24 protein-coding genes are annotated in these 26990 nt (G+C 48.2%); 14 read left to right on the top strand and 10 right to left on the bottom strand.

The features are described 5' to 3' along the window. On the top strand, nt 1–272 hold a 272-nt coding region (locus G459_RS0102280), incomplete at its 5' end, for a transposase (RefSeq protein WP_026966186.1). Nucleotides 273–1078: 806 nt separating this feature from the next. On the opposite strand, the gene G459_RS0102275 is transcribed toward G459_RS0102280, so the two are convergent. From G459_RS0102275 to G459_RS0102255, 5 genes are all read right to left on the bottom strand, one after another. Continuing rightward, nucleotides 1079–1768: a hypothetical protein gene (locus tag G459_RS0102275; protein WP_026966185.1), complete on the bottom strand. Its 690-nt coding sequence runs from the start codon at nt 1766–1768 to the stop codon at nt 1079–1081. A gap of 10 nt (nt 1769–1778) precedes the next feature. Next, nucleotides 1779–5024: a type ISP restriction/modification enzyme gene (locus G459_RS0102270; protein WP_026966184.1), complete on the bottom strand. Its 3246-nt coding sequence runs from the start codon at nt 5022–5024 to the stop codon at nt 1779–1781. Between the two features lie 244 nt (nt 5025–5268). Next, nucleotides 5269–7275 (bottom strand): glycogen debranching protein, encoded by a 2007-nt coding sequence (locus tag G459_RS26650; RefSeq protein WP_035454902.1) that lies wholly within the window; start codon nt 7273–7275, stop codon nt 5269–5271. A 218-nt stretch (nt 7276–7493) separates the two neighbouring features. Further along, a complete protein-coding gene (locus G459_RS0102260) occupies nt 7494–9650 on the bottom strand; it encodes an acylase (RefSeq protein ID WP_026966183.1) in 2157 nt (718 codons plus the stop codon). 67 nt (nt 9651–9717) lie between these two features. Next, nucleotides 9718–10605: an aldo/keto reductase gene (locus G459_RS0102255; RefSeq protein WP_026966182.1), complete on the bottom strand. Its 888-nt coding sequence runs from the start codon at nt 10603–10605 to the stop codon at nt 9718–9720. A gap of 151 nt (nt 10606–10756) precedes the next feature. On the opposite strand from G459_RS0102255, the gene pfkA reads away from it, so the two are divergent. Continuing rightward, nucleotides 10757–11731: a 6-phosphofructokinase gene (gene pfkA, locus G459_RS0102250; RefSeq protein ID WP_026966181.1), complete on the top strand. Its 975-nt coding sequence runs from the start codon at nt 10757–10759 to the stop codon at nt 11729–11731. Between the two features lies 1 nt (nt 11732). Continuing rightward, complete coding sequence (locus tag G459_RS0102245; protein ID WP_026966180.1) at nt 11733–12068, top strand: hypothetical protein; 336 nt, start codon at nt 11733–11735, stop codon at nt 12066–12068. On the opposite strand, the gene miaA is transcribed toward G459_RS0102245, so the two are convergent. Beyond that, nucleotides 12056–12964 (bottom strand): tRNA (adenosine(37)-N6)-dimethylallyltransferase MiaA, encoded by a 909-nt coding sequence (gene miaA, locus G459_RS0102240; protein ID WP_026966179.1) that lies wholly within the window; start codon nt 12962–12964, stop codon nt 12056–12058. The two genes, G459_RS0102245 and miaA, sit on opposite strands and share 13 nt — an antisense overlap. A 63-nt stretch (nt 12965–13027) precedes the next feature. On the opposite strand from miaA, the gene G459_RS0102235 reads away from it, so the two are divergent. The 5 genes from G459_RS0102235 to G459_RS0102215 are packed head-to-tail and all read left to right on the top strand — an operon-like array spanning nt 13028 to nt 16776. Then, nucleotides 13028–13780, top strand: coding sequence for a response regulator (locus G459_RS0102235; RefSeq protein ID WP_026966178.1), 753 nt, complete (start codon nt 13028–13030; stop codon nt 13778–13780). Then, complete coding sequence (locus G459_RS0102230) at nt 13777–14154, top strand: response regulator (protein WP_026966177.1); 378 nt, start codon at nt 13777–13779, stop codon at nt 14152–14154. The genes G459_RS0102235 and G459_RS0102230 overlap by 4 nt, the downstream gene beginning before the upstream one ends. Next, entirely contained in the window at nt 14154–14432 is a 279-nt protein-coding gene (locus G459_RS0102225; RefSeq protein ID WP_026966176.1) for a hypothetical protein, read from the top strand. Before G459_RS0102230 ends, G459_RS0102225 begins: the two co-directional genes overlap by 1 nt. Then, nucleotides 14429–15193, top strand: a complete 765-nt coding sequence (locus tag G459_RS0102220) for an MBL fold metallo-hydrolase (protein ID WP_026966175.1) — start codon at nt 14429–14431, stop codon at nt 15191–15193. Before G459_RS0102225 ends, G459_RS0102220 begins: the two co-directional genes overlap by 4 nt. Next, nucleotides 15193–16776 carry an NFACT RNA binding domain-containing protein gene (locus G459_RS0102215; RefSeq protein ID WP_026966174.1) on the top strand — a complete coding sequence of 528 codons (1584 nt, stop codon included), beginning with the start codon at nt 15193–15195 and terminating at the stop codon, nt 16774–16776. The genes G459_RS0102220 and G459_RS0102215 overlap by 1 nt, the downstream gene beginning before the upstream one ends. A 121-nt stretch (nt 16777–16897) precedes the next feature. Here the strand turns inward: G459_RS0102215 and G459_RS26645 are convergent, their stop codons facing one another. From G459_RS26645 to G459_RS0102200, 3 genes are all read right to left on the bottom strand, one after another. Continuing rightward, entirely contained in the window at nt 16898–17839 is a 942-nt protein-coding gene (locus G459_RS26645; RefSeq protein ID WP_245588109.1) for a fasciclin domain-containing protein, read from the bottom strand. Nucleotides 17840–17993: 154 nt separating this feature from the next. Beyond that, the gene (gene pyk, locus G459_RS0102205) at nt 17994–19424 is read right to left on the bottom strand and encodes a pyruvate kinase (protein ID WP_026966173.1); all 1431 of its coding nucleotides are present in this window, start codon (nt 19422–19424) and stop codon (nt 17994–17996) included. 6 nt (nt 19425–19430) lie between these two features. Next, nucleotides 19431–19859 carry an IPExxxVDY family protein gene (locus tag G459_RS0102200; RefSeq protein WP_026966172.1) on the bottom strand — a complete coding sequence of 143 codons (429 nt, stop codon included), beginning with the start codon at nt 19857–19859 and terminating at the stop codon, nt 19431–19433. A 152-nt stretch (nt 19860–20011) separates the two neighbouring features. Here G459_RS0102200 and G459_RS0102195 point away from each other — a divergent pair, with 152 nt between their 5' ends. Genes G459_RS0102195 through G459_RS0102175 form a run of 5 tightly spaced genes read left to right on the top strand, consistent with a single transcriptional unit; the run spans nt 20012 to nt 25244 of the window. Then, nucleotides 20012–20248, top strand: coding sequence for an acyl carrier protein (locus G459_RS0102195; protein ID WP_026950184.1), 237 nt, complete (start codon nt 20012–20014; stop codon nt 20246–20248). A gap of 19 nt (nt 20249–20267) precedes the next feature. Then, on the top strand, nt 20268–21518 hold the full coding sequence (gene fabF / locus G459_RS0102190; protein ID WP_026966171.1) for a beta-ketoacyl-ACP synthase II: 1251 nt from the start codon (nt 20268–20270) through the stop codon (nt 21516–21518). A gap of 5 nt (nt 21519–21523) precedes the next feature. Further along, nucleotides 21524–22264 carry a ribonuclease III gene (gene rnc, locus G459_RS0102185; RefSeq protein WP_026966170.1) on the top strand — a complete coding sequence of 247 codons (741 nt, stop codon included), beginning with the start codon at nt 21524–21526 and terminating at the stop codon, nt 22262–22264. Nucleotides 22265–22292: 28 nt separating this feature from the next. Further along, the gene (gene nadE, locus G459_RS0102180) at nt 22293–24131 is read left to right on the top strand and encodes an NAD(+) synthase (RefSeq protein ID WP_026966169.1); all 1839 of its coding nucleotides are present in this window, start codon (nt 22293–22295) and stop codon (nt 24129–24131) included. Nucleotides 24132–24140: 9 nt separating this feature from the next. After that, nucleotides 24141–25244: a prolipoprotein diacylglyceryl transferase gene (locus G459_RS0102175; protein ID WP_026966168.1), complete on the top strand. Its 1104-nt coding sequence runs from the start codon at nt 24141–24143 to the stop codon at nt 25242–25244. Here G459_RS0102175 and yidD read toward each other — a convergent pair. Continuing rightward, complete coding sequence (gene yidD, locus G459_RS0102170) at nt 25241–25450, bottom strand: membrane protein insertion efficiency factor YidD (RefSeq protein ID WP_026966167.1); 210 nt, start codon at nt 25448–25450, stop codon at nt 25241–25243. The two genes, G459_RS0102175 and yidD, sit on opposite strands and share 4 nt — an antisense overlap. On the opposite strand from yidD, the gene G459_RS0102165 reads away from it, so the two are divergent. Further along, complete coding sequence (locus tag G459_RS0102165; RefSeq protein ID WP_157373254.1) at nt 25434–26972, top strand: BamA/TamA family outer membrane protein; 1539 nt, start codon at nt 25434–25436, stop codon at nt 26970–26972. The two genes, yidD and G459_RS0102165, sit on opposite strands and share 17 nt — an antisense overlap. The last annotated feature ends 18 nt before the right edge of the window (nt 26973–26990 follow it).

Below are 26990 nucleotides of genomic sequence, written 5' to 3'. Positions count from 1 at the left end.
GAAAGCTTTTCGCCAGACTGTTGTTTAACCGATGGAGTACCGATGCGACTCAAAGAAAAATCAAAGAAATAGACAAGGTCGTAGAGATGTTTAACAGGCATGTTTCCGGAGTGGTCAATGCATTACTCACCAACCTAAACAATGCAATGGCCGAACGCCTAAACGGTAAAATACAGGAACTCAAAACAGTGGGAAAAGGCTATCGAACATTCGCCAACTTTAGAAGCGCTATTTTATTCTTCCATGGAGGCCTAAACTTATATCCTCACTAACTTAAGGGTAGAACCATATTTTTGACCAACGATGGACCATTTTGGACCAATGCTGATGCTGTAGCATGATTTTTTCGTGAAGATTTGTAGAAATGACATCATCTTTTCATAAGTCCGGGTGTATTTCCTGCCGTTTAAACGTTTTTTTGATTGAAAAAATCAGAATTGGGGCAAAAAGCAGGATGTAATTCTAAAAAATGAAAAATTATATTTTATAAATCAGCGCCTTTCCGCTTTGCTGGGATTGACCTGAAACTCAGCCTAACTGTTGGTTTACCGGGCGATGAATAAATTATCAGGATTGATGGTAGGTTTTGGACCATCGATGGTTGTCAGACATAAAAAATAGTTGGGTTGATTGTAAATCACACCCAGCACAGAGAACATGTTCGACTCCCTTCGGGGTCGTGGGAATCGTGTGGTGGTATCCTTCCACGGGTTTTGGTTCGACTTCGCTCACCAACCACACCCGCGGCTATTGGGAAGTTTGACCCCCTATCAGGGGTCGGGAATTGAATCGATGATTTGGGAATAATGACCACGAAGTGGTCGAACCTCTGAATAGCCCTCGGTGAAACCGGGGGAAAAAGGAAATCAAGACGGTGCTTGACAACCCCGAATGGGGTTGAACTTTTTAGAAATGGAATTACAAATTCCGAAAAATAGAACCGTGTAGATACAATCTACACCTAGCGTCAATGGAACCTCAAAGCTGAAAGTTAGTAGACTACGCCGAGGTGGGAACCTCAAAGCAGGAAGGTAGTAGACTACGAAGAATAAAGATTATACTATTCCTAGGTTAAAATTTATTCAAAATTATCTTTAATAAACTGTTCTGTAAAACCTATTAAACTGCCTATTTCTGATTTATCAAAATTACCCCAATCTGCATGAAAAACCCTGTTTCTTAAATCTGTATAATTACCCAAAAGTGTTCCGACACTTTTTTGTATTAAACTTTTGGATTTTAAAGCATTTACGACTTGTGCCATAGATTTTCTATCAACATCTAATCCATTAATTTCTGCAATTCTTTTTAATGAATCCTCCAAAGCTGCACATATTAGCACAGATGATATTTTTAAATCACCATTGCCAAATTGTTCTTTTGAAAACGAAACAAAGTCAGTCAATATTTCTTTTGAGATTTTTTTCTCTATACTTGTTAAAAGCCCATTTTCAATTTCATAAATTAAATTTGATAAAATCCCAATAATTGATTTCAATAAAAGAGCGTCTCTACCATCAACTGACTTGTATTTAATTGTTAATATTTTGTTGTTGACTAATAATAATTCTTTTAAATGTGATGAATTTTTCCCATAAACATTATCTAATACTGAAATAGTTCCGTAATAAATCTCCATTGATTCATCATGGAATTTAAGGTCTGAAAAAGCCCCTAAATTGAATTCACTTTCATTCTTCTTTAATTTCTCAAAATGAACTTTTGCCTTTTCTTGTAAAAATTCAACTCTTTTCTTTAATGCTTCCATATCCTATAAGTTATAATAACCCCACCCCATCAATCTCCTTCATCACTCTATCCGTCTCGGTCAATGCCTTGATGATCCGCTGATAATGCATGATGTCTTCGAAATCCAGGATTCGGCCTTTGCGGTCTTTGAGCCATTTTTGGGCGGGTTGGTAGCCGCCGATGTAGAAGTTCCAGGCAATCTCGGGTACGAAGTCAAAGTGTTGGTCGGAGTTGATGTAGACTCTGCCATCTTCAAACCTGATCTTCTCCACCTCATTCTCCCCACCCACAGGATATTGGGTCATGAACTGAGCCAGTGTGGGGCTTTCCATCAGGTGAAGCTGTCGGAGTTCTCCGCCCAATTCCACCAACTTCCAAAACTGCCCAGCATCCGTCGGATAGGGCACTCTTGGGAAGTCGATCTTCAAAAACTCCTTGTATGTTTCTCTGTAACTTGGACTATGCAGCACGGCATAGATGTAGTCCAACAAATCTATCGGCGCAAAGGTCTGCCGATAGGCTGGCATCACTTCTCCACTTTCCGCAAAACAAACTTCTCCTCCTTTTTTACCCTGAGCAGAGTCGAAGGGCTCAGGAACAAAGGTCAACCCCAAGCCCTTCGCAATCTGATCCACGATTTCCAGATTCAGATTGGGGGTGCGGGTCGCGGCCGAACCTAAACTCAACTGACCGGAAGATTCGGGGTAGAGATAGAGGGGGAAAACTACACCACCTTCTTTTGTCCTATTGGAAATAAAGCACTGTTCAGAAATAATATTCGAAATAAAAATATGATCAAATGGTAAAGAAGCCAGTTGCCGGGTACTAATAAGTCCTAAATTATCCCTCTCGAATTGATTTCTAATTTTATTTTGAGGATAAGAAACAAAAGCTCTAGAATTTCCAGAAATAAAAGTTTGGCGCTCATCAAATGGTCGATAAGCAATTTTTTTTATAAAATCATTATTGTGATTTTGTGCGTCAGAAATTGCATTAGAAAGCTTCCAATCTCTACTATCATCCTTAACTTTATATTTCTGCTTTAATTCCTTTTCATTTAATTGTCTAAAATCGCTAATTGTATTTAATATTTCTTTTCTAGTAAAGGCAATTGAAATTGAATCATTTTTTGTTAATACTCCGATTGAAGAAATTTGAAACAACTCTCTAAGAGAAAAATTTTGATAATAAATTTCTTTTAAATTATAATCTGTCTCTACAAAATAGTATTCAGGACCTGAATATTTAATTTCTTTAAAGGATGAAGAAAGTAAATTGTTTTCAGCCAAGTATTCATACTTAAACTCTCTTTTTCCAAAAAGATCAAGTTTAAATACTTTCCCTAGTTCTGTGTCTTTTTTGTTTCTGGTTTTTATAAAAAAATTTATTGATACACCTTGCATTATATCAAAAACATTTTCGTCTTTTTGACCATCCAAAGTTTGCTCATTTTTCTTTGAATTCCCATGAAGATCAATCGTATAGATTTTATCAAAGGTCTTTAATAGATTCCAGCGCATACCGCGAAAAGTGGGATTATCTAAAAAGCCATGAGGATTAATAAATGCTAGAACACCACTTCCATTTTTCTCAATAAAGTGCTGACCATATCGGATAAACTTGACATAGTCATCATTGATGAACTTTGAATTTTGTTCCTTGAGCTTTTCCTTTCCTCCGGGTTCTTTTTTGTAATCCTCCATCAGATTCATAATCCATTCTCCTTTGTTGGAGCTTTCACCCGAATACGGCGGATTCCCCGCCACAATCATCACAGGCGCATCGCGTTTGATCTGATTGGCTTCGGAAGCTTCGGCAGATAGCCAGTTGGCAAAGAGGGTTCCGGTGTCCTTGTGGTATTCCTCCAGAGAATTGGTCAGGTAGATGCGGAATCGTTGATTTTTGGTTCCGGTATAGCCGGTTTGCTTGAGCAGCAGATCCAGTTTCAGATGCGCCATGGCATAGGAAGCCATCAGCAGTTCGAAGCCGTTGATGCGGGGAAGCAGGTGATTTTCTACATAGCTGTTCCAGAGTCCTTGCTGCCCCTTCATCTTGTCATAGATCTGCTGGATCGCCTCCGCCACAAAGGTGCCCGTGCCTGTGGCCGGATCGAGGAATTGCACCCGGTGCACTTCCTGTTCGATCTCCCGCATACCGCCCTTGAAGCGCTGATCATGCGTGGGAATGGGGATTTTGATCTTGGTCTTGGAGGTATCGGCCAAGCCCATCGGCAAGCCAAACTCGGTGACCAAGATTTCGTCCACCGCCCGGATGATAAAGTTCACCACGGGATGGGGCGTGTACCAGACCCCCCGCTGCTTGCGAAGCTTGGGATCGTATTGGGTCAGGAAGTCCTCGTAGAAGTGGATGATGGGATCCTCCATCTTGGTGGCCTTGCCAAAATTCTTAAGGATCGCTTCCAAATCTGTAGCCCGAAAGATATCTGCCAGCGCATCCACGATCCAAGTGATCCGGGCATCGAGATCATAGCCTGCGATGTACTGGAAGAGCTTTCGCAGGAAAGGATTGGACTTGGGGATCAGGTCGGCCGCTTCCTGTCGGCTAAAGGTATCCAAAGAGGTATCGTAACGTCTCGCCGCAAACATCCCGTAGGCGATGGTCTGTGCATAGACATCGGAAAACTGCTTGGGCGTGATGTCGTGGATGAGGATTTCCTTGAAAGCGTTCATCTGATCCTTCAGGGTAGAATTGTCCTGATGCTCCTCGTCGCTTTCGAGAGCGGCTTGGATCACATTGGCGAGAAGCCGCGCCTTGCCAGCCATCATCTCGGCGAGCTTTTTGGAGCTCTTGATTGTCTGCCCGAGGTGCGTGGTAAACTCTTTGATCAGCAGTTCGAAAGCCGGGTAATTATGCGGAAGGGGAAGGATTTTGCCTTGGTCGATGGTGCCGATGCGAACGGAAGAAGCGAATTCCCCATTACGGAAATAGACGAATTCGAGGTAATCGGTAAAGATCAGGTTGTCCAGCGAGCCTTTGTATCGGTCAAACTGCTCCTTGTTACCGTTCTTTTTCACCCCATGCAAATCCGAATCGCCGATATCCTTGGCCTCGATGTAACCGACGGGGATTTCTTTTTTATTCGTCAGGATGTAATCCGGTGCACCGCAGGCTTGGCGCTTGGGTTCGTTGGTGGCGCTGATGCCGGGAGCGAGGGATTCGAGGAGATTTTGGAGATCGCCCCGAAAGGTGTGTTCGGTGGCATTGCCAAGGCGAAAGCGGGAATTGAGGGCGACGAGGTATTCGGCTGTGGTCATGAAAGGAATCGGTGGTATTTGGGCTGGAAGTGAGTGGGGACCTGGCTGCCGCCAGGCAGGCACTCAATCGGCAATATGATAATCTCAATCCCTAAAGATATCAGTTTGCCTGAAAACGAAAAGTAATTTCTTTGAGTCAACGGAGAACGGATAGGATTAAATAAGTGACCGTTTTGCGATCGACCAGTCGCACTCTCGGAGCAAGTTGGCATCCTGTAAAAGCAAAAATCCGCGCCCAAAAAGCCTACGAAACGAAGATCACGATCGAGCGCCCTTCGACCGAAACGTGCGACTCGGCAAACTCCGGCCCACTGCCCCATTCATAGATATCCGCCGGCGCGGCCTTGCCGGTATCCACCCAAACCCGCCACGTTTTGCCGGACTGGCTGATTTGAGGCACTTCAAACTCCAATGTCCCGAAGTAAGCATTGATCATGATGTGCATCGAGGTCTTTTGGCTGAGAGACTCCACGCTGAAAGCGATGGCATGCGACTGATCCGACCAGTCTGTTGCGTTCAGTTTCACTCCGTGATACGTGATCTGGCCTTTGTCCAGCAGCTCTTTCAGGCTCATGGAGTTTTCCACCTGGCTGGCGTCGCGCTTAAGCCGCTGGGCGGTCATTATCTTTACAAATCGAAAGAGTCCCTGATTCTTGGCGACCAGATCCCAGTCAAACCAGCTCAGTTCATTGTCCTGACAGTAGGGATTGTTGTTGCCGAGCTGAGTGCGTTTGACCTCATCCCCCATGAAGAGCATCGGCGTCCCCACGGCCAGCAAGACCGTGGCGAAGAAGTTGCGCATCTGCTTTTCCCTCAAAAATTCCGTCCCAGGATCACTGCTCGGCCCCTCCACTCCGCAGTTCCAGCTTAGATTGTCATTCGCTCCGTCTCGGTTTCCTTCTCCGTTGAGCTCGTTGTGCTTGTGTTCATAGGCCACCAGGTCGTAGAGCGTAAATCCATCGTGGCAGGTCACAAAGTTGATGCTTTGCTCCGGCTCCCGCTCCTGATGCCCGAAGATATCCGGGCTGCCGATCATTCGGCTGATGAAGGATTTGATCTTCCCGTTGTCACCTTTGATGAAACTTCTGACATCATCCCGGAATCTACCGTTCCACTCCTTCCAACTGTCTCCGACAAAAGTCCCCACCTGATACAGCCCAGCCGCATCCCAAGCCTCGGCGATGAGCTTGGTGCCCGCCAAGACCGGATCGGACTCGATGTCCCAGAGAATCGGCGGATTTTCGATCAGTCGCCCCTTGCCATCCCGCGACAGGATCGAGGCCAGATCAAAGCGAAAGCCGTCCACATGCATGTGTTTCACCCAAAACCGCAGGCTGTCCAGGATCATCCGCCGGACGATGGGATTGTTTGCATTGAGGCTGTTGCCGCAGCCGGAGTAGTTGCTGTACTTGGCCTTGTCGGCTTCGAGCGAGTAATACATCAGGTTGTCTATGCCTCTAAAGGAATAAGTCGGCCCGTCCTCGCCGCCCTCCGCGGTATGATTGTAGACCACATCCAGGATCACTTCAATTCCCGCCTTGTGTAGCGCTTTGACCAGATTCCGAAACTCATCCATGGCTGCGATGGGGTCTTTCTTGCTGGAGAATCCCTCGTGAACCGAAAAGAACGAGACGGGATTGTAGCCCCAGTAATTGATCCTTCCGTCGCTGGTCTTTGGGTCAAACTGAAACACCGGCATCAGCTCCACCGCGGTAATGCCGAGCTCCAGGAGATAGGGGATTTTTTCGATCATCCCGGCATAGGTGCCGCGGACGGCTTCAGATACACCGGAATTGGGATTTTTGGTGAAACCGGCCACATGCATCTCATAGATGATGGTCTGGGAGAAAGGTCGCGCGAGTGGCAGATCTCCCTCCCAGTCGTAGGCGTCCGGATCTACGACCACAGATTTAGGGCAGGAGTCGGAAAAGACCACGCTCCTTGCATATGGATCGAGCAAGATCTTCTCCGGATCGAAGCGCAGCCCCTGGGCCGGATCATGCGGACCCAAAACCCGGTAACCGTACAGCTGACCCGGTTGGATACCCGGTACAAATACGTGCCAATAATGATAGGTACGGTTGACTCTGGGATCCAAACTGATCACTGAAGCAGGCTCTTGATCTTCTCTTGAGTCAAAAAACAACAGTTCCACTCCTGTGGCATGTTTGGAGAAAAGCGAAAAGTTGACGCCTTCCCTTGAATAGAAAGATCCAATGGGAAAACTGTGTCCTGGCTGAGTCGAGTCCATCTTAATACTACCTTTGCTACAAGGTAAACCCGCTCCTATGCCCTATCTCTGATAAAAGTCAGGAAGAAAGATGAAAAAGGCTGTCTCATAGATACCGAGTGTCACATTGAGCGCCTGCCTGCGGTACGCAGGAAGTCGAAATATAATCCAGCTCCTTGGAAATGGCCTTCGACTCCGCTCAGGCTGACACGTAAGCTCTTTGGAGACATCCTCTGGTCTTACTCGGATCTTCCCGGATGATACCTTTTCGCCACCCGTTTCTCTACATCTGATTTGTAAAAAGCCACGTCCTTAAACTTGACATCCGCATAGCGCTGGGCCTGGTCAAAGAAGTGCGGAGAACTTGGGTCTGCACTTTGGCCACCAGCCAGGATCGTCTTTGCTTTCACCCGATCTCCAAACTCCACCACTGCGACAAAGCTGTTGCCGCGATAGCCATAGAGTCTTTTGGTGTTTTCTCCGGCTCTTGCGCCGTAGGCGGCCAGTGCGCCCCAGTTGCCGGAAGCCAAGCCGATCGGCACAAAAGGCTTGTCATCGTCAAAACCAGCGTCAATCGCGCCGCTCAGTCTCTGAAAGCGGTTGATCTCACCCCAAGGCGTATTCCAAGTCCCGAAATCAGCGTTCATCTGTGCGATCGTCTTCTCGAAAACTGCCTGGATTTCCGCTGCTGTGGGAACCTTAGCGGTTGGCATTGGATTCACAAACCGGTTCATGCTGCGGAACTCGCGTTGATAGTTTTCCCCATAGAAATGCGCCACGGACATCGCCACGGATTCTTTCGAAGTGCGGTAATCCCAGCCTTTCAAAAGCTCCAACACCTGCTTTTGCTCCGCGTTCCCGCCATCTTTTACAGCGGCAAGCAGTTCGGGGATCAGGTATTCAAAGGCCGGCAGATACGGATCATACGCCAACTGAAGGAAGCTGTCCAGAGTCAGCTTTTCCACTTGCTCCAAGACTTTCACCGCATGGACGGCACGAAAGTTCTCTGCATCTGGCGCCATATAGGCCGGGTAATCTTCTTTTTTGGGGCTGAACTCGGCCGCAGCTGTGAACGGGGTAGAGTTACAGTTTTGTATCCAGCCATTTCCGGGATTCAGGATCAGGATGCTTTCGTCCACCGTGTGAAGTCCCTGCCAATCGGTCGCGGGATTGCTGCCGTCTACCGGCTTGGAGAAGTCAAATTCAGGATTCCGTTTGGGGATAAAATTGCCGTGAAAGTAGCCGATGTTCCCTTCAGCATCCGCGAAAACCGTGTTGTTGGACGAGTTGGTGCGGATGTCCATCATCTTTTTGAACTCCGCGTAGTTGGCCAGCTTGGTGCGCGTATAGCTCTGGGACAGTGCATTGACCGGATCCCAGTTGATCTTGGTCGCCACCCACTTTGCGCCGGTCTTGTGGGTGATCGGCCCGTGATGGGTTCGGTAAAAGGTGAACTCTTTCTCCTTCAACCCCTCTCCGTCTTTGTACTTCAGGGTCACTTTCTGTTGGTCCACATCGCGCATCTCCTCACCGTATTGGTATTGGATCTTGTCGCCAGACTCGACAATCTCCTCTTCAAACTCATCTCTGAAATCCACAAAAGTCGAGGTGTGAATCCACCCTGTTTTCTCATTGAATCCCTGATACACAAAAAACTGACCCCACGTTACCGCACCGTAGACGTTCAGACCTTCCTCGCTCACGACGTGGACTTCCGGGCGGAAATAAAAGGAAGTATGCGGATTGATCAGAAGCATGGCGTTGCCCGATTCGGAAAGACTTGGAGCGATAGCAATGCCGTTGGAACCCTGCGGTTCGGCCAGAATGTCGTCCGTTTCACTCCAAGCCAAAGCCGAATCCTGCTCGTAAAAGGCCTGCAATCGCTCGGTGGAGATGCTCTCGATATCCCCGCCGATCGAACCTTCCGAAAAGAACATCGGCATCCAAGGCTCGTAGTGCGTGATCACCTGCGGCTTGACTTCCGGGTGCGTGTGTAGGTAGTAGTTGACACCATCGGCAAAGGCCACACAAAGCGTCTTGAGCCAGTCGGGTGCGGTGCCGTAGGCGGCTTTGGCCTCCGCTTCGGTCATGTAGAGATTTGCCCGGAGATCGGAATAGAGCGCCTCCTCCCCTTCCAACTCAGCCAGTCGGCCAATGGCCCAGACGTAGTTTCGCTCGACTCTGCGAAAATCATCCTCGCACTGCGCGTACAGCAGTCCAAAGACAGCATCCGCATCGCTTTTGCCATAGATATGAGGTACACCAAAGTCGTCCCGCAGGATTTCGACGCGCTCAGCGTGCGCTTCCCAACGACTGAGTTCTTCCGAGGTGTCTTTTTCGGCTTGGCAGGAGAAAAAGGCGATACAGCAAACGAAAAGCGTGAGTCTTTGAAGCATGAGAGTCGGGTAATGGATGGTGGTCTTCCGAAAATAGGGGTTTTCAAAAGCGAGAGCAAAAGATTTCTTACCGGTGGTCTTGATAGAAATTCTTTGGAAAAGTTGCCTTGAGCCACAGGACCAACTCATCAGGGATCGCCCGACTTTCTTCATACCCTTTTTGCAACTTCTCGACTTGCTCCACCGAGCTTGCGCCGATGACCAATGACGAAACTGCTCTTTCGCTCAGCCCAAAGCGGATCAAGATCGCTTCCGGGGAAAAGCGTGAATCCTGGATTTCGGCCTTGATCTCGGAGACTTTTTCCTTCGGAAAATCTAAAAAGCTCGCGGCTGGCTTGTCGATCAAGATTCCTCTGGCCAGGCTGCCCCGAACCAACACACGTGTCGCGGTCTCTTGCAACATTGGAAAAACCGTTTCCTCGGGACGGCGGTCCAGGGGACTGTATTGCATCATGATGGTGACCGGAGGAATCATGGCCATGACCTTCCGGATCACATTCGGCCGAATCGACGAAATCCCAAACGCCCGGATCTTCCCCTGGCTTTTCAACAACTCAAACGCCTCGAGCGTCTCCTCCCAGGGATCTTCCAGCGTCCCGCCATGGAGCTGATAGAGGTCGATGTAATCCGTCTGAAGACGTTTTAGACTTTCCTCCACGGCCTTCAGGATGTATTCTTTTCGCGGATTCCACGACCAGGACTTCCCATCCGGATTCCATTGGTTTCCTACCTTGGTAGCCAAGACGAGACTGGAACGCTTGGATCTGAGTGCTTTGCCGATGTTCTCCTCATTTTTTCCTTGTTGATACAGATCAGCTGTGTCAAAAAAAGTGATCCCGGAGTCGATGGCGCTTTGGAGGATTTCTTCTGCTTCCGCATAGGGTTCGGGCAGAGACATGCAACCCAAAGCGATCTGCGGTAAGCGAAGAGTTACTGAATCTGAAGAATTGGACATTGTATTTTGGTTAAAGTTTCTCCGGACTTGAATTCAATTTGTTAATACTTAAATCTGGGTTCGTCTGGCTAATTTCCGTTTCAATTTTGAAACCACACTAAAGTATTTCTGCTATTATCTCTATTTTTGGCGTGCCATTAAACCTATAAACATGAAAAAAATAGCCGTTTTCACCTCTGGTGGGGATTCTCCCGGAATGAACGCCTGCATCCGTGCGGTGGTCAGAACCGGAATATTCAGAGGACTCGAAGTCTACGGAATCAACCGGGGATACGAAGGGATGATCGAAGGAGATATCTTCCTCATGAATTCCCACTCGGTCAGCAATATTGTCCAGCGTGGGGGCACCATGCTTAAGTCGGCCAGATCAAGCGAGTTTCGGACTCCCGAGGGGAGAAAGACCGCCTATGAGCAACTTTCCGCCCTTGGAATCGAGGGTTTGGTGGCTATCGGAGGTGACGGGACTTTCACCGGAGCAAAAATATTCTTTGAGGAATATGGCATCCCGACAATTGGTTGCCCCGGCACAATCGACAACGACATCTATGGCACCGACTACACGATCGGATTTGACACTGCCGTAAATACTGCGCTGGAAGCTATCGACAAGATCAGAGATACCGCTGCGGCGCATGACCGGATATTCTTTGTGGAAGTGATGGGCCGGGATGCCGGATTCATCGCCGTCGAATCAGGAATCGGAGGCGGAGCCGAATTTGTCATGGTACCGGAGACCCAGACAGACCTGAACATGGTCGTCAATACCCTCAAAAGTCACCGCGAATTCAGATCTTCCAGCATCATCGTGGTCGCTGAAGGAGACGACTTGGGAAATGCCGACCACATCATGGCGATAGTGAAGGAAAAAATCCAAGACCCAACGAGGGAATTTAAAGTAACTACGCTCGGTCATATCCAGCGCGGAGGCAGCCCTACGGCCCGCGACCGTGTGTTGGGCAGTCGCTGCGGAATGGGCGCGGTGGACGGGCTCATCGCCGGCAAGACAAACTGTATGTCCGGCTTAATGAACAACGAACTGGTCTATACGCCCTTTGCTGACTGCATTGGCAAGCACAAACCACTCCACCCCGACCACCTTGCTTTGATGGAAATCTTAAATATTTGATATGGGATTTATTCCATTGTTTATCACTCTGGGCGGCGCCTGCATACTTTTTTTTCTCACTGTGAAAAACAGCATGCAGCGCAAGCTCAATCTACAGCGTGAGCTGGTTTCAAAACTAGGATTGAATCACCCTGAGCTGGGTTTGATCTTGGGCGAGATCACCGATCCGGATACCGTACTTGACCGCTTAAAAAAGTCGAATCCGGAGAGTAAGATCTCCAAGAAAAGTCTGGAGATCGTCCGCCAGATGAAAGTCAACCAACATCAGTACAACTCCCTGATCAAAAAAGCGCCCTACAATTGGGTGGCCACCATGAGCGGCTTTCAGGCGATCTGAGTGTCGATCCAGTTCAGGATTGCGCCGACCTGGTCAGGGTGAAACCAGCGGATCTCCGGGTCCCGGCGAAACCAGGTAAGTTGACGTTTGGCATACCGTCGGGAGTTTCGTTTTAGGAGTCGGACGGCTTCCTCTTTGTCGTAGTTGCCCTCCAGATATCCGAAAATCTCCGAATAGCCGACTGTCTGCATGGCATTCAGGTGCCGTTTGCCAAAGAGCGCGTCCGCCTCGTCAAACAGGCCTGCAGCGATCATCTGATCCATCCGCGCGTCGATCCGCTGATACAGCTCTTCCCGGTCTCTCTCCAGCCCGATCTTGATGATTTTGAAGGGACGCTCCGCCTGCTTTTTCACCCGAAAACTGCTGAATTTCTTTCCCGTGCCGAGATAAACTTCCAGCGCGCGCATCAATCGTTGGGGATTTTGGCGGTCCACTTGACTGTAATATTCAGGATCAGCGTCAGCGATTTGCGACTGAAGCCACGCGAGTCCCTTTTCCTCAAATTCCCCGATAATCTTTGTCCGGATCGTAGGATCCACGTCTGGCATTTCGTCAAATCCTTTGGCAATCGCATCCGCAAAAAGTCCTGAGCCTCCCGTCATGATCGCGACTGAATTGAATTTGAAGATCTCGTCCAAGATCTCCAAGGCGTCTTTTTCAAACTGCTTCACATCGTAGTCCTCTTCGATGGAGCGGGTATTGATCAGGTGATGCGGGACCTGCAGGAGCTCCTCTTCTGTGGGTTTGGCTGTACCGAGATTCATCTCCCGATAAAATTGCCTGCTGTCGCAAGACACAATTTCGGTGTCAAATTTTTTGGCTAGCTTTAGACAAAGGTCGGTTTTACCTACCGCCGTGGGCCCAATTACCAGAATAAGAACTTTTTCCTCCGCCAAAGTTTTCAAATTTTGATCCACCAAAAATCCACTATCTGACCATTAAAAATCAATCATAAGCAGATGAAAAGCAAAAGAGTATTGATTGTAGATGATAATGACCTGAACAGGAAGCTGTTTGAAAATCTGATCGGGCAACTTTTTTCTGTTGAATCCGCCAAAAACGGGCTGGAGGCGGTAGAACTGGCAAAGGCGATGGATTTTAACCTAATCCTGATGGATATCCAGATGCCCCTGATGGATGGCATCACCGCGATGAAGAAAATCCGGCAGGAAACCAATCTCACCTGTCCGATCCTGGCGGTCACAGCCTATGCAGAGGAATCTGATCGGGAGAGCTTTTTGGAGCAGGGATTTGATGATTTTGTCACCAAACCAATCCGGCCGAAGGATTTCATCCAACTGGTACAGGGCTATCTAAAAGGTCAATCCGGGACGATAAAGTCACCCGAAGCCCCGCAAGAAGAGGCTCTGGTCATGGATAAGAAGATCCTGACGCAACTTCTCAAATACAACTCCGAGCAGGCGATTCAAAAAGTTTTCGCCGAATTTCTCACGGAATGCGAAGAAACAGAAGAGCTGATCGACAGTTTTGATGAGAACTCTCCCATCGAGGTCTTACTGGGAAAAATCCACATCCTGAAAGGAAATTCGGGGACGCTGGGTGCGATGCGTGTCTACCAACACGCCGCTAAGGCCGAAGAATACGGAAGAAGCGGTAAAACCGGAGAATTCTGCAAAGAAATCAAAAAACTGAGAAATGAAATGGGGCAATTCCGTGATTTTTTCCACCAAGAGCCTATTTTTGGTTTATGAGCGACGCTAAAAAAATCCTCGTTGGAGAGGACAGTTCCATCATCATCAACCTGACCAAAAATGTCCTGGCATTTGAGAATTATCAAATGAAAGCGGCCAGAAATGGGAAACAGGTTCTTGAACTGCTGGAAAAGGAAAAATTTGACCTGATCCTGATGGACATCAGTATGCCGGTCATGGATGGAATGGAATGTACCCGACAAATCCGAGCGCTGGCCGACGAATCGATCAGCAAACTCCCGATCATTGCCATCAGCGGCAATATCAACAACTACACTCCGGAGGAATTTCGCAGATTTGGGTTTGATGATTTCATCCAGAAACCGCTCGACTACGATAAAGTCCTAGCCACTGTCAAAAAATTCCTGAGCTGATGGCGATCAAGTACACCAAGCATTTTTTGGACAAGATGGAAAATCTCTTTTCCGCCTCGGACTACATCCTGAGGTATGAAAAGGGGAACTTCAAATCCGGCTATTGTGTACTTAACGAGACCAAAATCGTCATTGTCAACAAATACTTTCCCCTGGAAGGAAAGATCAATGCGCTGATTGACATCATCAATGAGCTGAATTTCGATCCCAAGGATTTCAAAGAGAAAGCCAACCAAGACTTCTTGAACGACCTCCGCCAAACCTCGCTGAAATTTTGAAAGTCAATTTTCTAGGAACCGGTACCTCTCAGGGAGTTCCCGTGATCGGCTGCGATTGCGAGGTTTGTAAGTCGCTGGATTTTAGAAACAAGAGGTTTCGGACCTCGATTCATGTAGAAGCCGAGGGCGTATCGCTGGTCGTCGATACGGGGCCCGACTTCCGGATGCAAATGCTTCGCGCCGGGGTCCAGCGGCTCGATGCGATCCTTTTCACCCACGAGCACAAGGACCATACTGCCGGCCTGGATGATATCCGTCCGTTTAATTTCATGCAACAAACGGATATCCCGATCTTTGCTGCCAGGAATGTACTCGATCAAGTCCAGCGTGAATATGCCTACATCTTCAGCTCAAAAAAATACCCTGGTGTGCCTCAGGTTGAGCCGGTGGAGATTACCGAAAATCCCTTCAACGTGAAGGGGCTGGATGTGACTCCAATCCCCGTCTTGCATTACAAGCTACCGGTGTTTGGGTTTCGGATAGGTGATTTCAGCTACATCACCGACGCCAATCACATCCCCGAAGAATCGATGAAGTTACTCGAAGGCACAGAGGTTCTTGTGCTGAACGCGCTTCAGATTACTCCCCATATTTCTCATTTCACACTGGATGAAGCCATAGCCGTGGCCAAAAAAATAGGTGCCAGACGTACCTATTTCACCCATATTTCCCACCGTCTGGGCCTTCACGATGCGGTTGACAAACAAATCCCGGAGGGGATGGCCTTGGCCTACGATGGGCTGGAGTTAACTTTGGCCTGATGCACCTCAATTACCATTTTCTCAAGTACCTCACCCCTGCCCTGAATGACAGGCTGGCGGGAAACCAATTCGTCGCCTGTTTTTCACAAAACAAGGATGAATTAATACTAGAGACGGATGGTGCCGACGGAAGTCTATTTATCCGAGCACATTTGCTTCCTCCTCAGGTTTATCTGAGTTTCCCGGCGGATTTTCACCGAGCCAAGCGCAACAGCATCGACCTATTTCCTGAACTGATCGGCGAGGTCATCCTGAAATGCGCGGTTTTCAGCTTTGAGCGGGCCTTTTATTTCGATCTGCAATCAGGGAAAAAACTGGTCTTCAAGCTCCATGGCAACCGAAGCAATGTGCTTTTGTACCAAGATAAGGCTGCGGCTCCCTCCCTACTCTTCCGAAATGAAATCAAAGAAGACCGGGATCTGGACTGGAGAAGTTTGGAAAAGCCGTTGGATCTGAGCCAAGAGCGATTCATCGAATTGGAGGGAAATGCTTCTCAATTTCTGCCGACTTTGGGGGCCATCCCGCGCGCCTGGCTAAAGGAACGGGGCTATCCAGAGGCTTCAATAGAAACGAAATGGGCGCTGATGCAGGACTTGCTGGATCTATTGGATGCCCCTCTTTTTGCTTTGGCAGAAAAGCAGGGAGAAGTCCACTTGAGTCTTTTGCCTGAAATCCACCCGATCAAGACACTTTCCGATCCCATCCAAGCGACCAATGAGCTTTTTTATGCAGCTTTGGTCAAGGGAAACTTTGAAAAAGAAAAGAACGGCCTGCTTAAAAGCTATCAGGATCAGCTAAAAAAGACCGATTCCTACATCTTGAAATCCAGCGCGAAGTTGGACGAACTTAGAAATTCAGCTTCACCGAGCCAACTGGCTGACGTGATCATGGCGAACCTGCATGAGTTTCAAGATGGAAAACAGGAAGCCGAGCTTTTGGATTTTTACACGGGAAATACTGTCAAAGTCACACTGAAACACAACCAGAAGCCCCAGCAACTGGCCGAATCGCTCTACCGAAAATCCAAAAACCGACAGATCGAGCTGGATCAAATCGCCAAGACCATCGCATCCAAGCTCAATCTCAAGGCCGAGCTGGAACAAAAAATCAGCGCGATCGAGGCTATTGGCGAATTCAGAGGCCTTAAGAACTATCAAAAGACCAACAAAGAGGACAAGGCAATCACCAAAGAAGCCAGCGGTTTGCCGTTCAAAGTTTTCGAATTTGAAGGCTTCACCATCTGGGTCGGAAAGTCAGCCAAAGACAACGACGAGATGCTCCGGGGATTTGCCCACAAAGACGATCTCTGGCTGCATGCCAGACAGGTTCCCGGTTCCCACGTTCTAATCCGCATGAAAGGAATCTCGGTTTTGCCCAATTCCGTATTGGAGCGTGCTGCGGGTTTGGCGGCTTTCTACTCCAAATTAAAGACCGATTCCCTGGCCCCGGTCATCTATACCCAGGCGAAATTTGTACGGAAAGTCAAGGGGTCAGCGCCGGGTTCGGTGATGGTAGATCGGGAAAAAGTGATCTTGGTGCCGCCTGTAGGCCCAGACGAAGAAACCTCCGCCAGAAAATCGTAGGCCTACCCGGTTCGGTTACTATTATTTCAAATCGAATCCGCGAACTCACAACGAGTACAAAAGAAAAAGACTGACCCTTTTTTTGGGCCAGTCTTTCACGACAATTCTTGGCAGAATGTGCTTACAAAGTCGGAAGCAAGACGCCGTCGATGACATGTACGACACCATTCTCCACTGCTACGTCCGCAGCCACCACACGATAGGTATTGCCGCCGGCATCGGTCACAGTCACTTCGCTTCCAGTACGGACGACGGTCAGCTCTTCGCCGCTTAAGGTCGGAACAGTTTGACTACCTTCCTGTAGATCAAAAGAGAATGCGACTGCCGGAACGACGTGAAAACCGAGGACTTTCTGGACACCTTCCGCACCAATCGCTCCGATCAGTTCTTGCAGCGAACTGACATTGAGTTCCGCCAAGAGTGCCACAAACGCAGCATTCGTAGGCGCGAAGACTGTAACAGCCTCTGCATCCAGAAGCGTCTGCCCTACGCCGGCAGCATTCACAGCGTCAAGCAGTACAGTGAGGTTCGCCGCAGTAGCCGCTTCTACGATCGTGGGAAGATCCAGCTCCGGTAGAAGGACGCCGTCGATCACATGTACCACGCCATTGTCGATAGCGACATCTGCTGCTATCACATTTACTGTATTTCCCGTTGCGTCGGTCACCGTCACCCCCGAACCACTCACATTGACAGTCAGATCTTGTCCGGCCAGCGTGGTAAACGTGTTTGTTGCCGAGAGGTCCTTTGAAAACGCAACGGCAGGAACGACATGAAATCCGAGGACCGTCTGCAGATTTTCCTCTCCGCCGATCTTGGTCACGAGCTGAGATAGGTCATCGACACCAAAAGCATCCAATGCAGCCTCAAAGGCGCCATTGGAAGGAGCAAAAACAGTAATCGCTGCTTCGGACTGCAGGGCGGCGCCCAATCCCGGAACGGCGTCCACTGCACTTAGTAGCGTGGTCAAACCCGCATCAGTGGCGGCTTCTGTCAAAGACGGATTGTCCACTGGCATTTCATCTGAGTCATCGCATGACACAAATGCGAACAGCAATGACATAGTAAGAAGGATTTTGGTAGGTTTTATCATGGGTATTAGTAAGTTTTGTTTAACATTTAAATCTTTTTGTTAAACATTTTGTTTAGATAAAGCCAAAAAAAAATGGAGAATTTTTACATCCTCCATTTTTTTCGTTGTTATGAGACCCTACTTTTTACTCCACCACGTGGATTTTAAGCATGTTGGTTCTACCCTTTTCCTTCAATGGCATGCTTGCCGTATTGATGATGATATCTCCCGAAAGGACGTGTTTGTCATTTTTCAGGGTGTTTTCGATGTCTTCAAAAGTCGCATCCGTTGACACCTGGCTGCTGTAGTGGTACGCTCTCACTCCCCACACCAACGCCATCTGCGTCAAGAGTTTTTGATTGCTTGTAAACACAAAGATGTTTGCAAGCGGACGGTGAGAAGCCAATCTAAATCCGGTGAAGCCGGAATAGGTAATACCTACAATCGCCTTTGCTTTCACATTTCTGGAAAGTCTGGCGGCCATCAGGATCAAGTTGTCGCTGAGGAAAGTTTCTTCCTCCTCAGGGATTTTGTAGAGGTTATGGTAGATCTCAGCATTTACTTCCAGATACATGATGATGCTGGTCATGGCTTTGACTGCATTTACCGGATATTTACCGGAGGCAGTTTCGGCAGATAGCATCACGGCATCAGCTCCATCCAGCACTGCATTTGCCACGTCATTGGTTTCAGCGCGGGTTGGGCGTGGGTTTTGGATCATGCTTTCCATCATTTGCGTAGCAATGATGACAGGCTTGCAGGCCAGTTTGCACTTTTCCACCATCTTCTTCTGCCACAGCGGGACAATCTCCATCGGAACTTCCACTCCCAAGTCGCCACGGGCCACCATGATGGCGTCTGTAGCTTCTATGATGGCGTCGATATTGTCAAGCGCTTCCGGCTTTTCGATTTTGGCGACGATCTTACATTCTTTGCCGGCTGCCTTTATTCTGTTTCTCAGATCAACAATATCATCTGCAGACCTTACAAACGACAAAGCGATCCAATCCACATCCTGCTCCAAGCCAAACGCTAGATCCTCAATGTCTTTTTCGGTCAGCGACGGTGCCGAGACCTTGGTATTTGGAAGGTTGATTCCCTTTCTGGATTTGAGGATTCCGCCGTGGATTACCGTCGCGTTGACGTTCTTTCCGTCTGTGCTGTTCACCACTACTTCCAAGTTGCCATCGTCGATCAGGATTCTGTCGCCTGGCACGACGTCGTTTGGAAGATTCTGGTACACGGTGCTCACGAGCGAGGCCGTTCCGATCACAGGGTCATTGGTGATCGTGATCTTTTCTCCCGGCTTGATCTCCACGCCGTTGTTTTCGACTTCACCGACGCGGATTTTTGGTCCCTGGAGATCCTGAAGGATGCCCAGATTGGTGTTGAGTTCAGCATTTACTTTACGGATGATTTCGATGACTTCCTGATGTACCGAATGGCTACCGTGGGAAAAATTCAGTCGGAAGACATTGGCCCCGGCGGCAGCCAGGCTCTTGATCATCTCGTAATTGTTTGAGGCTGGGCCTATTGTAGCCAGAATTTTTGTTTTCTTAAAAGGCAAGTGGCTCATCGGGTTTTAATAAGTTAATAGGTTTTCTTTCGATTTCAATTTTGAAACATCCAGTCTTACTACGCTTTGAATGAAGGGGTTTTGGGCGAGATTATCCACAAAGGTAGTAATACTGAGTTGCTGTGTGTGGTCTTGTACTAATAGGAAGTAGTCCAAATTTCGCAATTCCGGGATCAAATATGCCAATTGCTGCGACGTGTTGATTGCTTTATTTTTCAAAAGTTGGATATAACCATGCGGTAAAGAAAGGAAAAATTGAGCGATTTCCAGCTTAGCTGAGGACAGAAACTCGATTTGAATGTCTTCTGCGCGAACCAAATCCAAATCCAGATCCCGATTGATCAGCCACGCCATTTTATAGTCTTTGACAGGCGAGACAAGCCCTAGCAACTCGAAATCAAATGTGGGTTCTATAAATAATTTGGTCTTCTTCATTTAGGAAGAATCGTGATCGGGGCAAAGTTAGAAATTAAAATTGAGCGGGGCGAACGGGGTTTTTACTTAAAAATTTACTTCGTCCATTTCTTTGTCAATTAGCTATTAAATATATTTCTTTGCGGAGTGTTATTAACTAAACTGATCACAAAATGTCTGAAATTGCACAAAAAGTAAAGGCCATCATTGTTGACAAACTGGGCGTAGAAGAGTCTGAAGTGACTATGGAAGCGAGCTTCACCAATGACCTAGGAGCTGACTCTCTGGATACTGTGGAATTGATTATGGAATTCGAAAAAGAATTCAACATCTCTATTCCAGACGACCAGGCTGAGCAAATCGGTACTGTCGGCCAGGCTATCACATACCTTGAGGCAAACGTAAAATAAGCACTACTAAATTCATTATATGAATTTAAAAAGAGTTGTTGTAACGGGTTTAGGTGCCCTCACACCCATAGGAAACACCACAGAAGAATTCTGGAAGGGGTTGATTAATGGTGTGAGTGGTGCTGCGCCTATTACACGCTTCGACGCTTCACTTTTCAAGACACAATTCGCCTGTGAGGTCAAAAATCTTGACCTCGACCAATTTATGGACAGGAAAGAGGCGCGAAAGATGGACGCATTCACCCAGTACGCAATGATTACCGCCGATCAGGCGATTGTTGATTCAGGGCTTGATCTTGATTCCATTGACAAGTCCCGCTCCGGGGTAATCTGGGGTTCCGGCATCGGAGGCCTCAGGACATTTCAGGAGGAAGTGGCCGATTTTACCCGAGGTGACGGTACGCCACGGTTCAATCCATTCTTTATCCCCAAGATGATCGCGGACATCTCCGCAGGATTCATTTCCATCAAATACGGATTCAGAGGACCAAACTTTGTGACCGTGTCAGCCTGTGCTTCGGCGACCAATGCGCTGATTGATGCATTCAACTACATCCGTCTGGGCAAAGCCGATGTGTTCATCAGCGGAGGTTCAGAAGCGGCTGTTTCTGAAGCAGGTATCGGCGGATTCAATGCAATGAAGGCACTTTCTCAACGGAACGAATCTCCACAGACAGCTTCCCGTCCATTTGACAAAGACCGCGATGGCTTTGTCTTGGGTGAAGGAGCCGGAGCGTTGATTCTGGAAGAATTGGAGCATGCAAAAGCCAGAGGCGCAAAAATCTACGCTGAAATAGTCGGTGGTGGTATGACAGCAGATGCTTATCATATTACTGCTCCACATCCGGAAGGATTGGGAGCGAGCAGTGTCATGAAGATCACACTGGAAGATGCCGGACTGCAACCAGAAGCCATTGACTACATCAATGTCCATGGGACGTCCACTCCACTTGGTGATGTCGGAGAGATCAAAGCGATCCAAAAAGTCTTTGGAGAGCATGCTTACAATCTCAACATCAGCAGCACCAAGTCAATGACTGGCCACCTGTTGGGGGCAGCAGGAGCTGTAGAGGCGATTGCTTCTATCCTTGCCATCAACAACAGCCTGGTACCGCCTACGATCAATCACTTTACAGATGACGAAGCGTTTGATCCGGCACTCAACCTGACGTTTAACAAGGCCCAGGCGAGAGAAGTCAACTATGCACTAAGCAATACCTTTGGATTTGGCGGACACAACTGCTCTGTCATCTTCAAAAAATATAACTGATCAGAGTGAAACTCTTCCAGAGACTCGGAATCCACACTCTTTTCTTTAGCTCGAAAGACAAAAGGCTTGCATCCTCGATCAAGATGATCATTGGGCGCAAGCCTTTAAATTTGTCCCTCTACCGACTGGCGCTCACCCCGTCCGGGCTCGGGGAGGAAACTACCAAGGGCTTTAAGATTTCCAATGAACGACTGGAGTTTTTGGGTGATGCAGTGCTTGGGTCAGTCATTGCCGAGCATCTGTTCAAAAAATACCCCTACCGCGACGAGGGATTCCTGACCGAAACCCGGTCCAAACTCGTCAATCGGGAAACGCTGAACGACATCGGCATCAAGATCGGCTTGAAAACCACACTCGAGCAGGTCGTAAGCAACCGGCAGTTTATCGGCAACAAGTCCCTGTTTGGGGATATTTTGGAAGCATTCGTAGGCGCGATCTATCTGGATCGCGGATATCAATTTACCCAAAAACTCATCCTTCAGCGCATTCTCCTCCACATGGACGTGGACGGAATGGTCAGCACAGTGACCAACTACAAAAGCAAAATCATTGAATGGTCTCAAAAAGAGGCGAAAGTAGTCGAATACAAAGTCCTCAAGATTAACGGAAACCAACGCTTCAAGGAATTCGTTGTCGAGCTGAACGTAGACGGTGAATCCATCTCTCAGGGCAAAGGCGGCACCAAAAAGAAAGCGGAGCAGGAAGCTTCCAAACACGCCTGTGAAATCCTGAACATCGCCGTTTAGCAGTAATCTTCTGTCCCCTCCACCAACTATGGCTGAGATCAAAATAGCAGGTGCTACCGTCAATCAAACTTCCCTGGACTGGGAAGGTAATCTCGGGCGGATTCTGAGCGCACTCGACCAGGCAAAATCAGAGCAAGTCGAAATCCTCTGCTTTCCCGAATTGGCAATCACCGGTTACGGATCCGAGGATCTGTTTCTGAGCTATTGGTATCCCCAAAAAGCGCTCACCCAACTGGCAAAACTCATCCCGCATTGTGTGGACATCACGGTGGCCGTCGGACTTCCTGTCAGGATTCAGGACAAAGTCTACAACACCGTCGCCGTGATCGAAAACGCTGAACTGAAAGGCATTGTAGCCAAACAGTTTCTGGCCATAGACGGCGTACATTACGAATTCAGATGGTTTACTCCCTGGCTTGCAGATCAGGTCATTGATCTTGAGTTTGAGGGTAAAACGGTTCCATTTGGTGACCTGACTTTTCGGCACAAGGACATCCACTACGGTTTCGAAATCTGCGAAGACGCCTGGCGGGGCGATACTCGGCCCGGATACCGTCTCTGCAAGCGAAAAGTCGACTTGATCTTGAACCCAAGCGCTTCGCATTTTGCAATGGGCAAGTCACTAGAGCGCAAGGAACTGGTCGAAAATAGCTCCCAGCTGTTTGGCTGCTATTATGCTTACGTCAATTTACTGGGAAATGAAGCCGGTCGGATGATCTTTGACGGAGAGATTTTGTTGGCAAAAGACGGCAAACTCCTGTCCAGAAATCAACTGCTTTCCTTCCAGGACTTCCAGCTTTTTACTTTCTCTCTGGAAAACAAAAAACAAGAAATCGCTCCGGTCCAGCCCAAGGAATGGGAGTTTGTCCAGGCTTCTACGCTTGCACTTTTTGACTACTTGCGGAAAAGCAAAAGCAAGGGGTTTGTCCTCTCGCTCTCGGGAGGAGCAGATTCCTCGACAATCGCCGTTTTGGTTGCCGAGATGGTCAGAAGGGGAATTGCCGAGCTGGGATTGGAAAAGTTTGTGACAAAACTGGGAATTCCTTTTTCTCCCAAAACCGAAAATCCCGAAAAAGAACTCGTCGGAGAGCTGTTAACCACCGCCTATCAGGGAACAAAGAATTCCTCTGGTGACACCTTCAACTCCGCCAAAGCCTTGGCTGAAAGCCTTGGTGCGAAATTCTACTCGTGGACAATCGACGAGGAAGTTGCCTCCTACACTCACAAAATCGAGACGGCAATCGGCCGGAAGCTGACTTGGGAGCAGGACGACATTACGCTTCAAAACATCCAAGCGCGTACCCGATCGCCCATCATTTGGATGCTCGCCAATATCAACCATGCGCTTTTGCTTTCTACTTCCAATCGAAGTGAGGGAGACGTCGGCTATGCCACAATGGACGGCGACACCAGCGGCAGTATATCTCCCATCGCCGCAGTGGACAAGCACTTTGTCCTCCACTGGCTGCAGTGGGCCGAGAAAAACCTCAACCGCCCGGGACTTTCGTATGTCAACTCACTCACCCCGACCGCTGAATTGCGTCCTCTAGAGCGCACTCAGACCGACGAAAAGGATCTCATGCCCTACGTGGTGCTGCTGGAAATCGAGCGACAAGCGATTCGCGATAAGCGATCTCCGCTGGATGTTTTCCTCATCTTGAAAGAAGAACTCCAGATCGAAGAATCCATCTTGAAGGACTATATCAAAAAATTCTTCCGACTTTGGTCGCGAAACCAATGGAAGCGGGAGCGATTGGCTCCGTCTTTTCACCTGGACGAATTCAACGTCGACCCAAAAACCTGGTATCGCTTTCCGATCTTGTCGGGAGGTTTTGCCGAAGAACTTGAACAATTAGACCAATTCTAATCAGACATTATGCTTGAATCTTTTCTGAGTTATGTAGTATGGGATCCCAATCAGGCGGTTTTCGCCGGATTTGAGAGACTAAGATGGTACAGTTTGCTTTTTGCCTTGGGCTTTATCATCTCCCAACAATTCATGGTTTACTTTTTCAGAAAAGAGGGGCAGGACGAATCGCTGGTTGACAAGCTGACGATCTACATGGTCTTGGCGACCATTATCGGTGCGAGATTAGGTCACGTCCTTTTCTACGAGCCTGAGAAATACCTCAGCAATCCAATCGACATCCTCAAAGTCTGGGAAGGCGGTTTGGCGTCTCACGGCGCTGCCATCGCGATCCTGCTGGCACTTTGGCTTTATTCCAAAAGGACTCCGGGGCAAAGTTACCTCTGGGTGGTGGACAGAATCGTGATCGTCACGGCGATGACTGGCGCGTTGATCCGGTTTGGAAACCTGATGAACTCTGAGATCGGTGGAAAAGACACCGGAACGGACAGCGGATTTGTCTTTGCTCGGGATAGTGAAGAAATTCTGGAGACGCTCAAAGTGCCGATTGAGTCAATCGAGGCGTATAAACCTGAAGATCGAGCCGGAGAAATGAAGGGTAATGGGATCGTGCCGGTGAACTTTGAGCTGAAGATCAACAAGGGGAATTTCTCCAAAGAAGACTTGTCAAACATCCTGGAGCGGGATATCAAATATGCCCTGACTCAATTCCGATCCTCAAAGGAATACCTCGCCGAGTCCGTAGAAACTCCGCTCAATTTCGAAATCACCGAGCAGCCTGATGGCTACCTCGTCCAGGTGAAAACCTTCGGACGAACCAAATACCCGACTCAGATCTACGAGTCACTCTCCTATTTTGTTATTTTCCTGATCCTGTTTGCGCTGTGGGCCAAATACAAGTCGAGACTTCCTGACGGTTTGCTGCTGGGACTTTTCCTGATTTCGGTCTTTGGGATGCGGTTTGTATGGGAATTCCTGAAGGAAGTTCAGGTGGATTTTGAGCAATCCATGCAGTTCAACATGGGTCAAATCCTGAGTGTACCCTTGGTTATCATCGGATTTGTACTCGTTGGATTGGCGCTGAAAAAAGGAATCCAGCCGGAAAAGATCTAAGGAACCGGATCATGGCCATGTCCTCCCCAGGGATGACATCGGCCGATTCTTTTAAATCCCAACAGCCCCCCTTTGATCACGCCGTGTTTGTTGATTGCCTCGATCATGTACTGGCTACAGGTAGGTGTATATCGACAGGCAGCCGGCAACAGCGGAGAGATCAGATATTGGTAGACCAAAACAGGAAATATGGCTATCTTTTTCATCGGTGTAAAACTTTGTCATACCTTTTGGCCAGGTACGCTGAGTTGCAACCAAAATTACTCAATAACAATTCCTTTGATTTCTCTTTTTAAAAATATACTCACCCTATCACTATTTACCCTGCTGGTGAGCATCGGAGAGATCAGGGCGCAAGACACCACACTTGAGCCGGTAAATCCTCCCACTCCCGACAGCGTCAGGGTCAATAACATCTTCATCATCGGAAACGTGAAGACGCAAAAAAGCGTCATCCTCCGGGAACTGGACTTCTCGACCGACTTCTATTACGACTGGGAAACGTTCATGGGGATCATCCAGGCCGATCAGCAAAAGATCTATAACCTGAGGCTGTTTACGGAAGTGGAAGTCACGCCGCTCTTTACAGGTGAGAACGAAATTGAAGTCCTGATCTCTGTCAAAGAGCGCTGGTACGTGTTGCCTTCGGTCATCTTCCAGCTGGCAGACAGAAACTTCTCCGAATGGTGGACGAATCAGGGAAGAGATTGGTCACGTGTCAATTTCGGACTAAAACTCAGCCACAGCAACGTGGGAGGCCGTAACGAAAAGCTGCGATTCTCAGGTCAGATGGGCTTCACCAAAGGACTCGACATCCTCTATTCCAAGCCTTACATCGACAAGAAACAAAAGCATGGCTTTGCCGTCCAGCTGACCTATGCTGATCAAAAGACGATTCCCATCAAATCTGAAAATAACCGGCAGGTTTTCTACACCAGTGAAACAGAGGCTGTGCTGCGCAAAAATTTCTCCACAGCACTGCGATACACACACAGGAGGACCTTTTACAACTATCACTTCCTTACGCTTGGATACAATTATACCTGGATCAACCCGGAAGTATTGGTCGAGAATCCGGCCTATCTACAAAACCCCGAAAACAATAATCTGCGATACCTCTTTCTTCAGTATTCCTTCCGTCATGACAACCGGAACATTGCCGCTTATGCCACCCAAGGAGAGCTTCTCCAGATCACGGCCACCAAGTACGGCATCTTTTTCACCGAAGATCTCGACGAAGTAGAAGTCAATCTCGTTGCCAACAAGTACTTTCCGATCAGTGACAAGTTCCACTACGCAGCCGGCTTGACTGGGGTGTGGTTTCTGAGTCCTCAGCAGCCCTACACCTTGGTAAGAGGGATTGGCTATTCACCCAACTTCATCCGCGGATATGAACTAAACGTGATCGAAGGGCAGCAGCTCTATGTGCAGAAAAACAGCCTTCGCTACAAGCTCTTTGATCTGTCTTTCGACATCTCAAGATTTATGCCTTTGGACCAATTCAGTACCGTTCCCTTTAGGGCTTACCTGAGCGCAAACTTCGATCATGGAGGTGTGACAGACCGGAACAAGATCCCCGAAAACGCCCGACTTGCCAACAAATACCTGTTTGGATATGGCGCGGGTCTGGATATCGTCGCTATCTACGACATGGTGTTAAGGTTCGAGTATTCGCTTAACAATCAGGGAGAAGGAAACTTCTTCTTCAACTTCAGGGCTCCGTTTTAATTTTCTGAAATTCATTTA

The organism is Algoriphagus terrigena DSM 22685, from assembly GCF_000429445.1.
GTDB classification, from domain to species: Bacteria; Bacteroidota; Bacteroidia; order Cytophagales; family Cyclobacteriaceae; genus Algoriphagus; species Algoriphagus terrigena.
Note: the sequence above shows the minus strand (reverse complement) of the source record. Positions and strands in the feature narration are given on the sequence as shown.

Excerpts from the sequence above, each read along its gene's own strand:
- G459_RS0102275 (WP_026966185.1), bottom strand. The coding sequence starts at position 1,768 with ATGGAAGCATTAAAGAAAAGAGTTGAATTTTTACAAGAAAAGGCAAAA.
- G459_RS0102270 (WP_026966184.1), bottom strand. The coding sequence starts at position 5,024 with ATGACCACAGCCGAATACCTCGTCGCCCTCAATTCCCGCTTTCGCCTT.
- G459_RS26650 (WP_035454902.1), bottom strand. The coding sequence starts at position 7,275 with ATGGACTCGACTCAGCCAGGACACAGTTTTCCCATTGGATCTTTCTAT.
- G459_RS0102260 (WP_026966183.1), bottom strand. The coding sequence starts at position 9,650 with ATGCTTCAAAGACTCACGCTTTTCGTTTGCTGTATCGCCTTTTTCTCC.
- G459_RS0102255 (WP_026966182.1), bottom strand. The coding sequence starts at position 10,605 with ATGTCCAATTCTTCAGATTCAGTAACTCTTCGCTTACCGCAGATCGCT.
- pfkA (WP_026966181.1), top strand. The coding sequence starts at position 10,757 with ATGAAAAAAATAGCCGTTTTCACCTCTGGTGGGGATTCTCCCGGAATG.
- G459_RS0102245 (WP_026966180.1), top strand. The coding sequence starts at position 11,733 with ATGGGATTTATTCCATTGTTTATCACTCTGGGCGGCGCCTGCATACTT.
- G459_RS0102235 (WP_026966178.1), top strand. The coding sequence starts at position 13,028 with ATGAAAAGCAAAAGAGTATTGATTGTAGATGATAATGACCTGAACAGG.
- G459_RS0102230 (WP_026966177.1), top strand. The coding sequence starts at position 13,777 with ATGAGCGACGCTAAAAAAATCCTCGTTGGAGAGGACAGTTCCATCATC.
- G459_RS0102225 (WP_026966176.1), top strand. The coding sequence starts at position 14,154 with ATGGCGATCAAGTACACCAAGCATTTTTTGGACAAGATGGAAAATCTC.
- G459_RS0102215 (WP_026966174.1), top strand. The coding sequence starts at position 15,193 with ATGCACCTCAATTACCATTTTCTCAAGTACCTCACCCCTGCCCTGAAT.
- G459_RS26645 (WP_245588109.1), bottom strand. The coding sequence starts at position 17,839 with ATGTCATTGCTGTTCGCATTTGTGTCATGCGATGACTCAGATGAAATG.
- pyk (WP_026966173.1), bottom strand. The coding sequence starts at position 19,424 with ATGAGCCACTTGCCTTTTAAGAAAACAAAAATTCTGGCTACAATAGGC.
- G459_RS0102200 (WP_026966172.1), bottom strand. The coding sequence starts at position 19,859 with ATGAAGAAGACCAAATTATTTATAGAACCCACATTTGATTTCGAGTTG.
- G459_RS0102195 (WP_026950184.1), top strand. The coding sequence starts at position 20,012 with ATGTCTGAAATTGCACAAAAAGTAAAGGCCATCATTGTTGACAAACTG.
- fabF (WP_026966171.1), top strand. The coding sequence starts at position 20,268 with ATGAATTTAAAAAGAGTTGTTGTAACGGGTTTAGGTGCCCTCACACCC.
- nadE (WP_026966169.1), top strand. The coding sequence starts at position 22,293 with ATGGCTGAGATCAAAATAGCAGGTGCTACCGTCAATCAAACTTCCCTG.
- G459_RS0102175 (WP_026966168.1), top strand. The coding sequence starts at position 24,141 with ATGCTTGAATCTTTTCTGAGTTATGTAGTATGGGATCCCAATCAGGCG.
- G459_RS0102165 (WP_157373254.1), top strand. The coding sequence starts at position 25,434 with ATGGCTATCTTTTTCATCGGTGTAAAACTTTGTCATACCTTTTGGCCA.
- yidD (WP_026966167.1), bottom strand. The coding sequence starts at position 25,450 with ATGAAAAAGATAGCCATATTTCCTGTTTTGGTCTACCAATATCTGATC.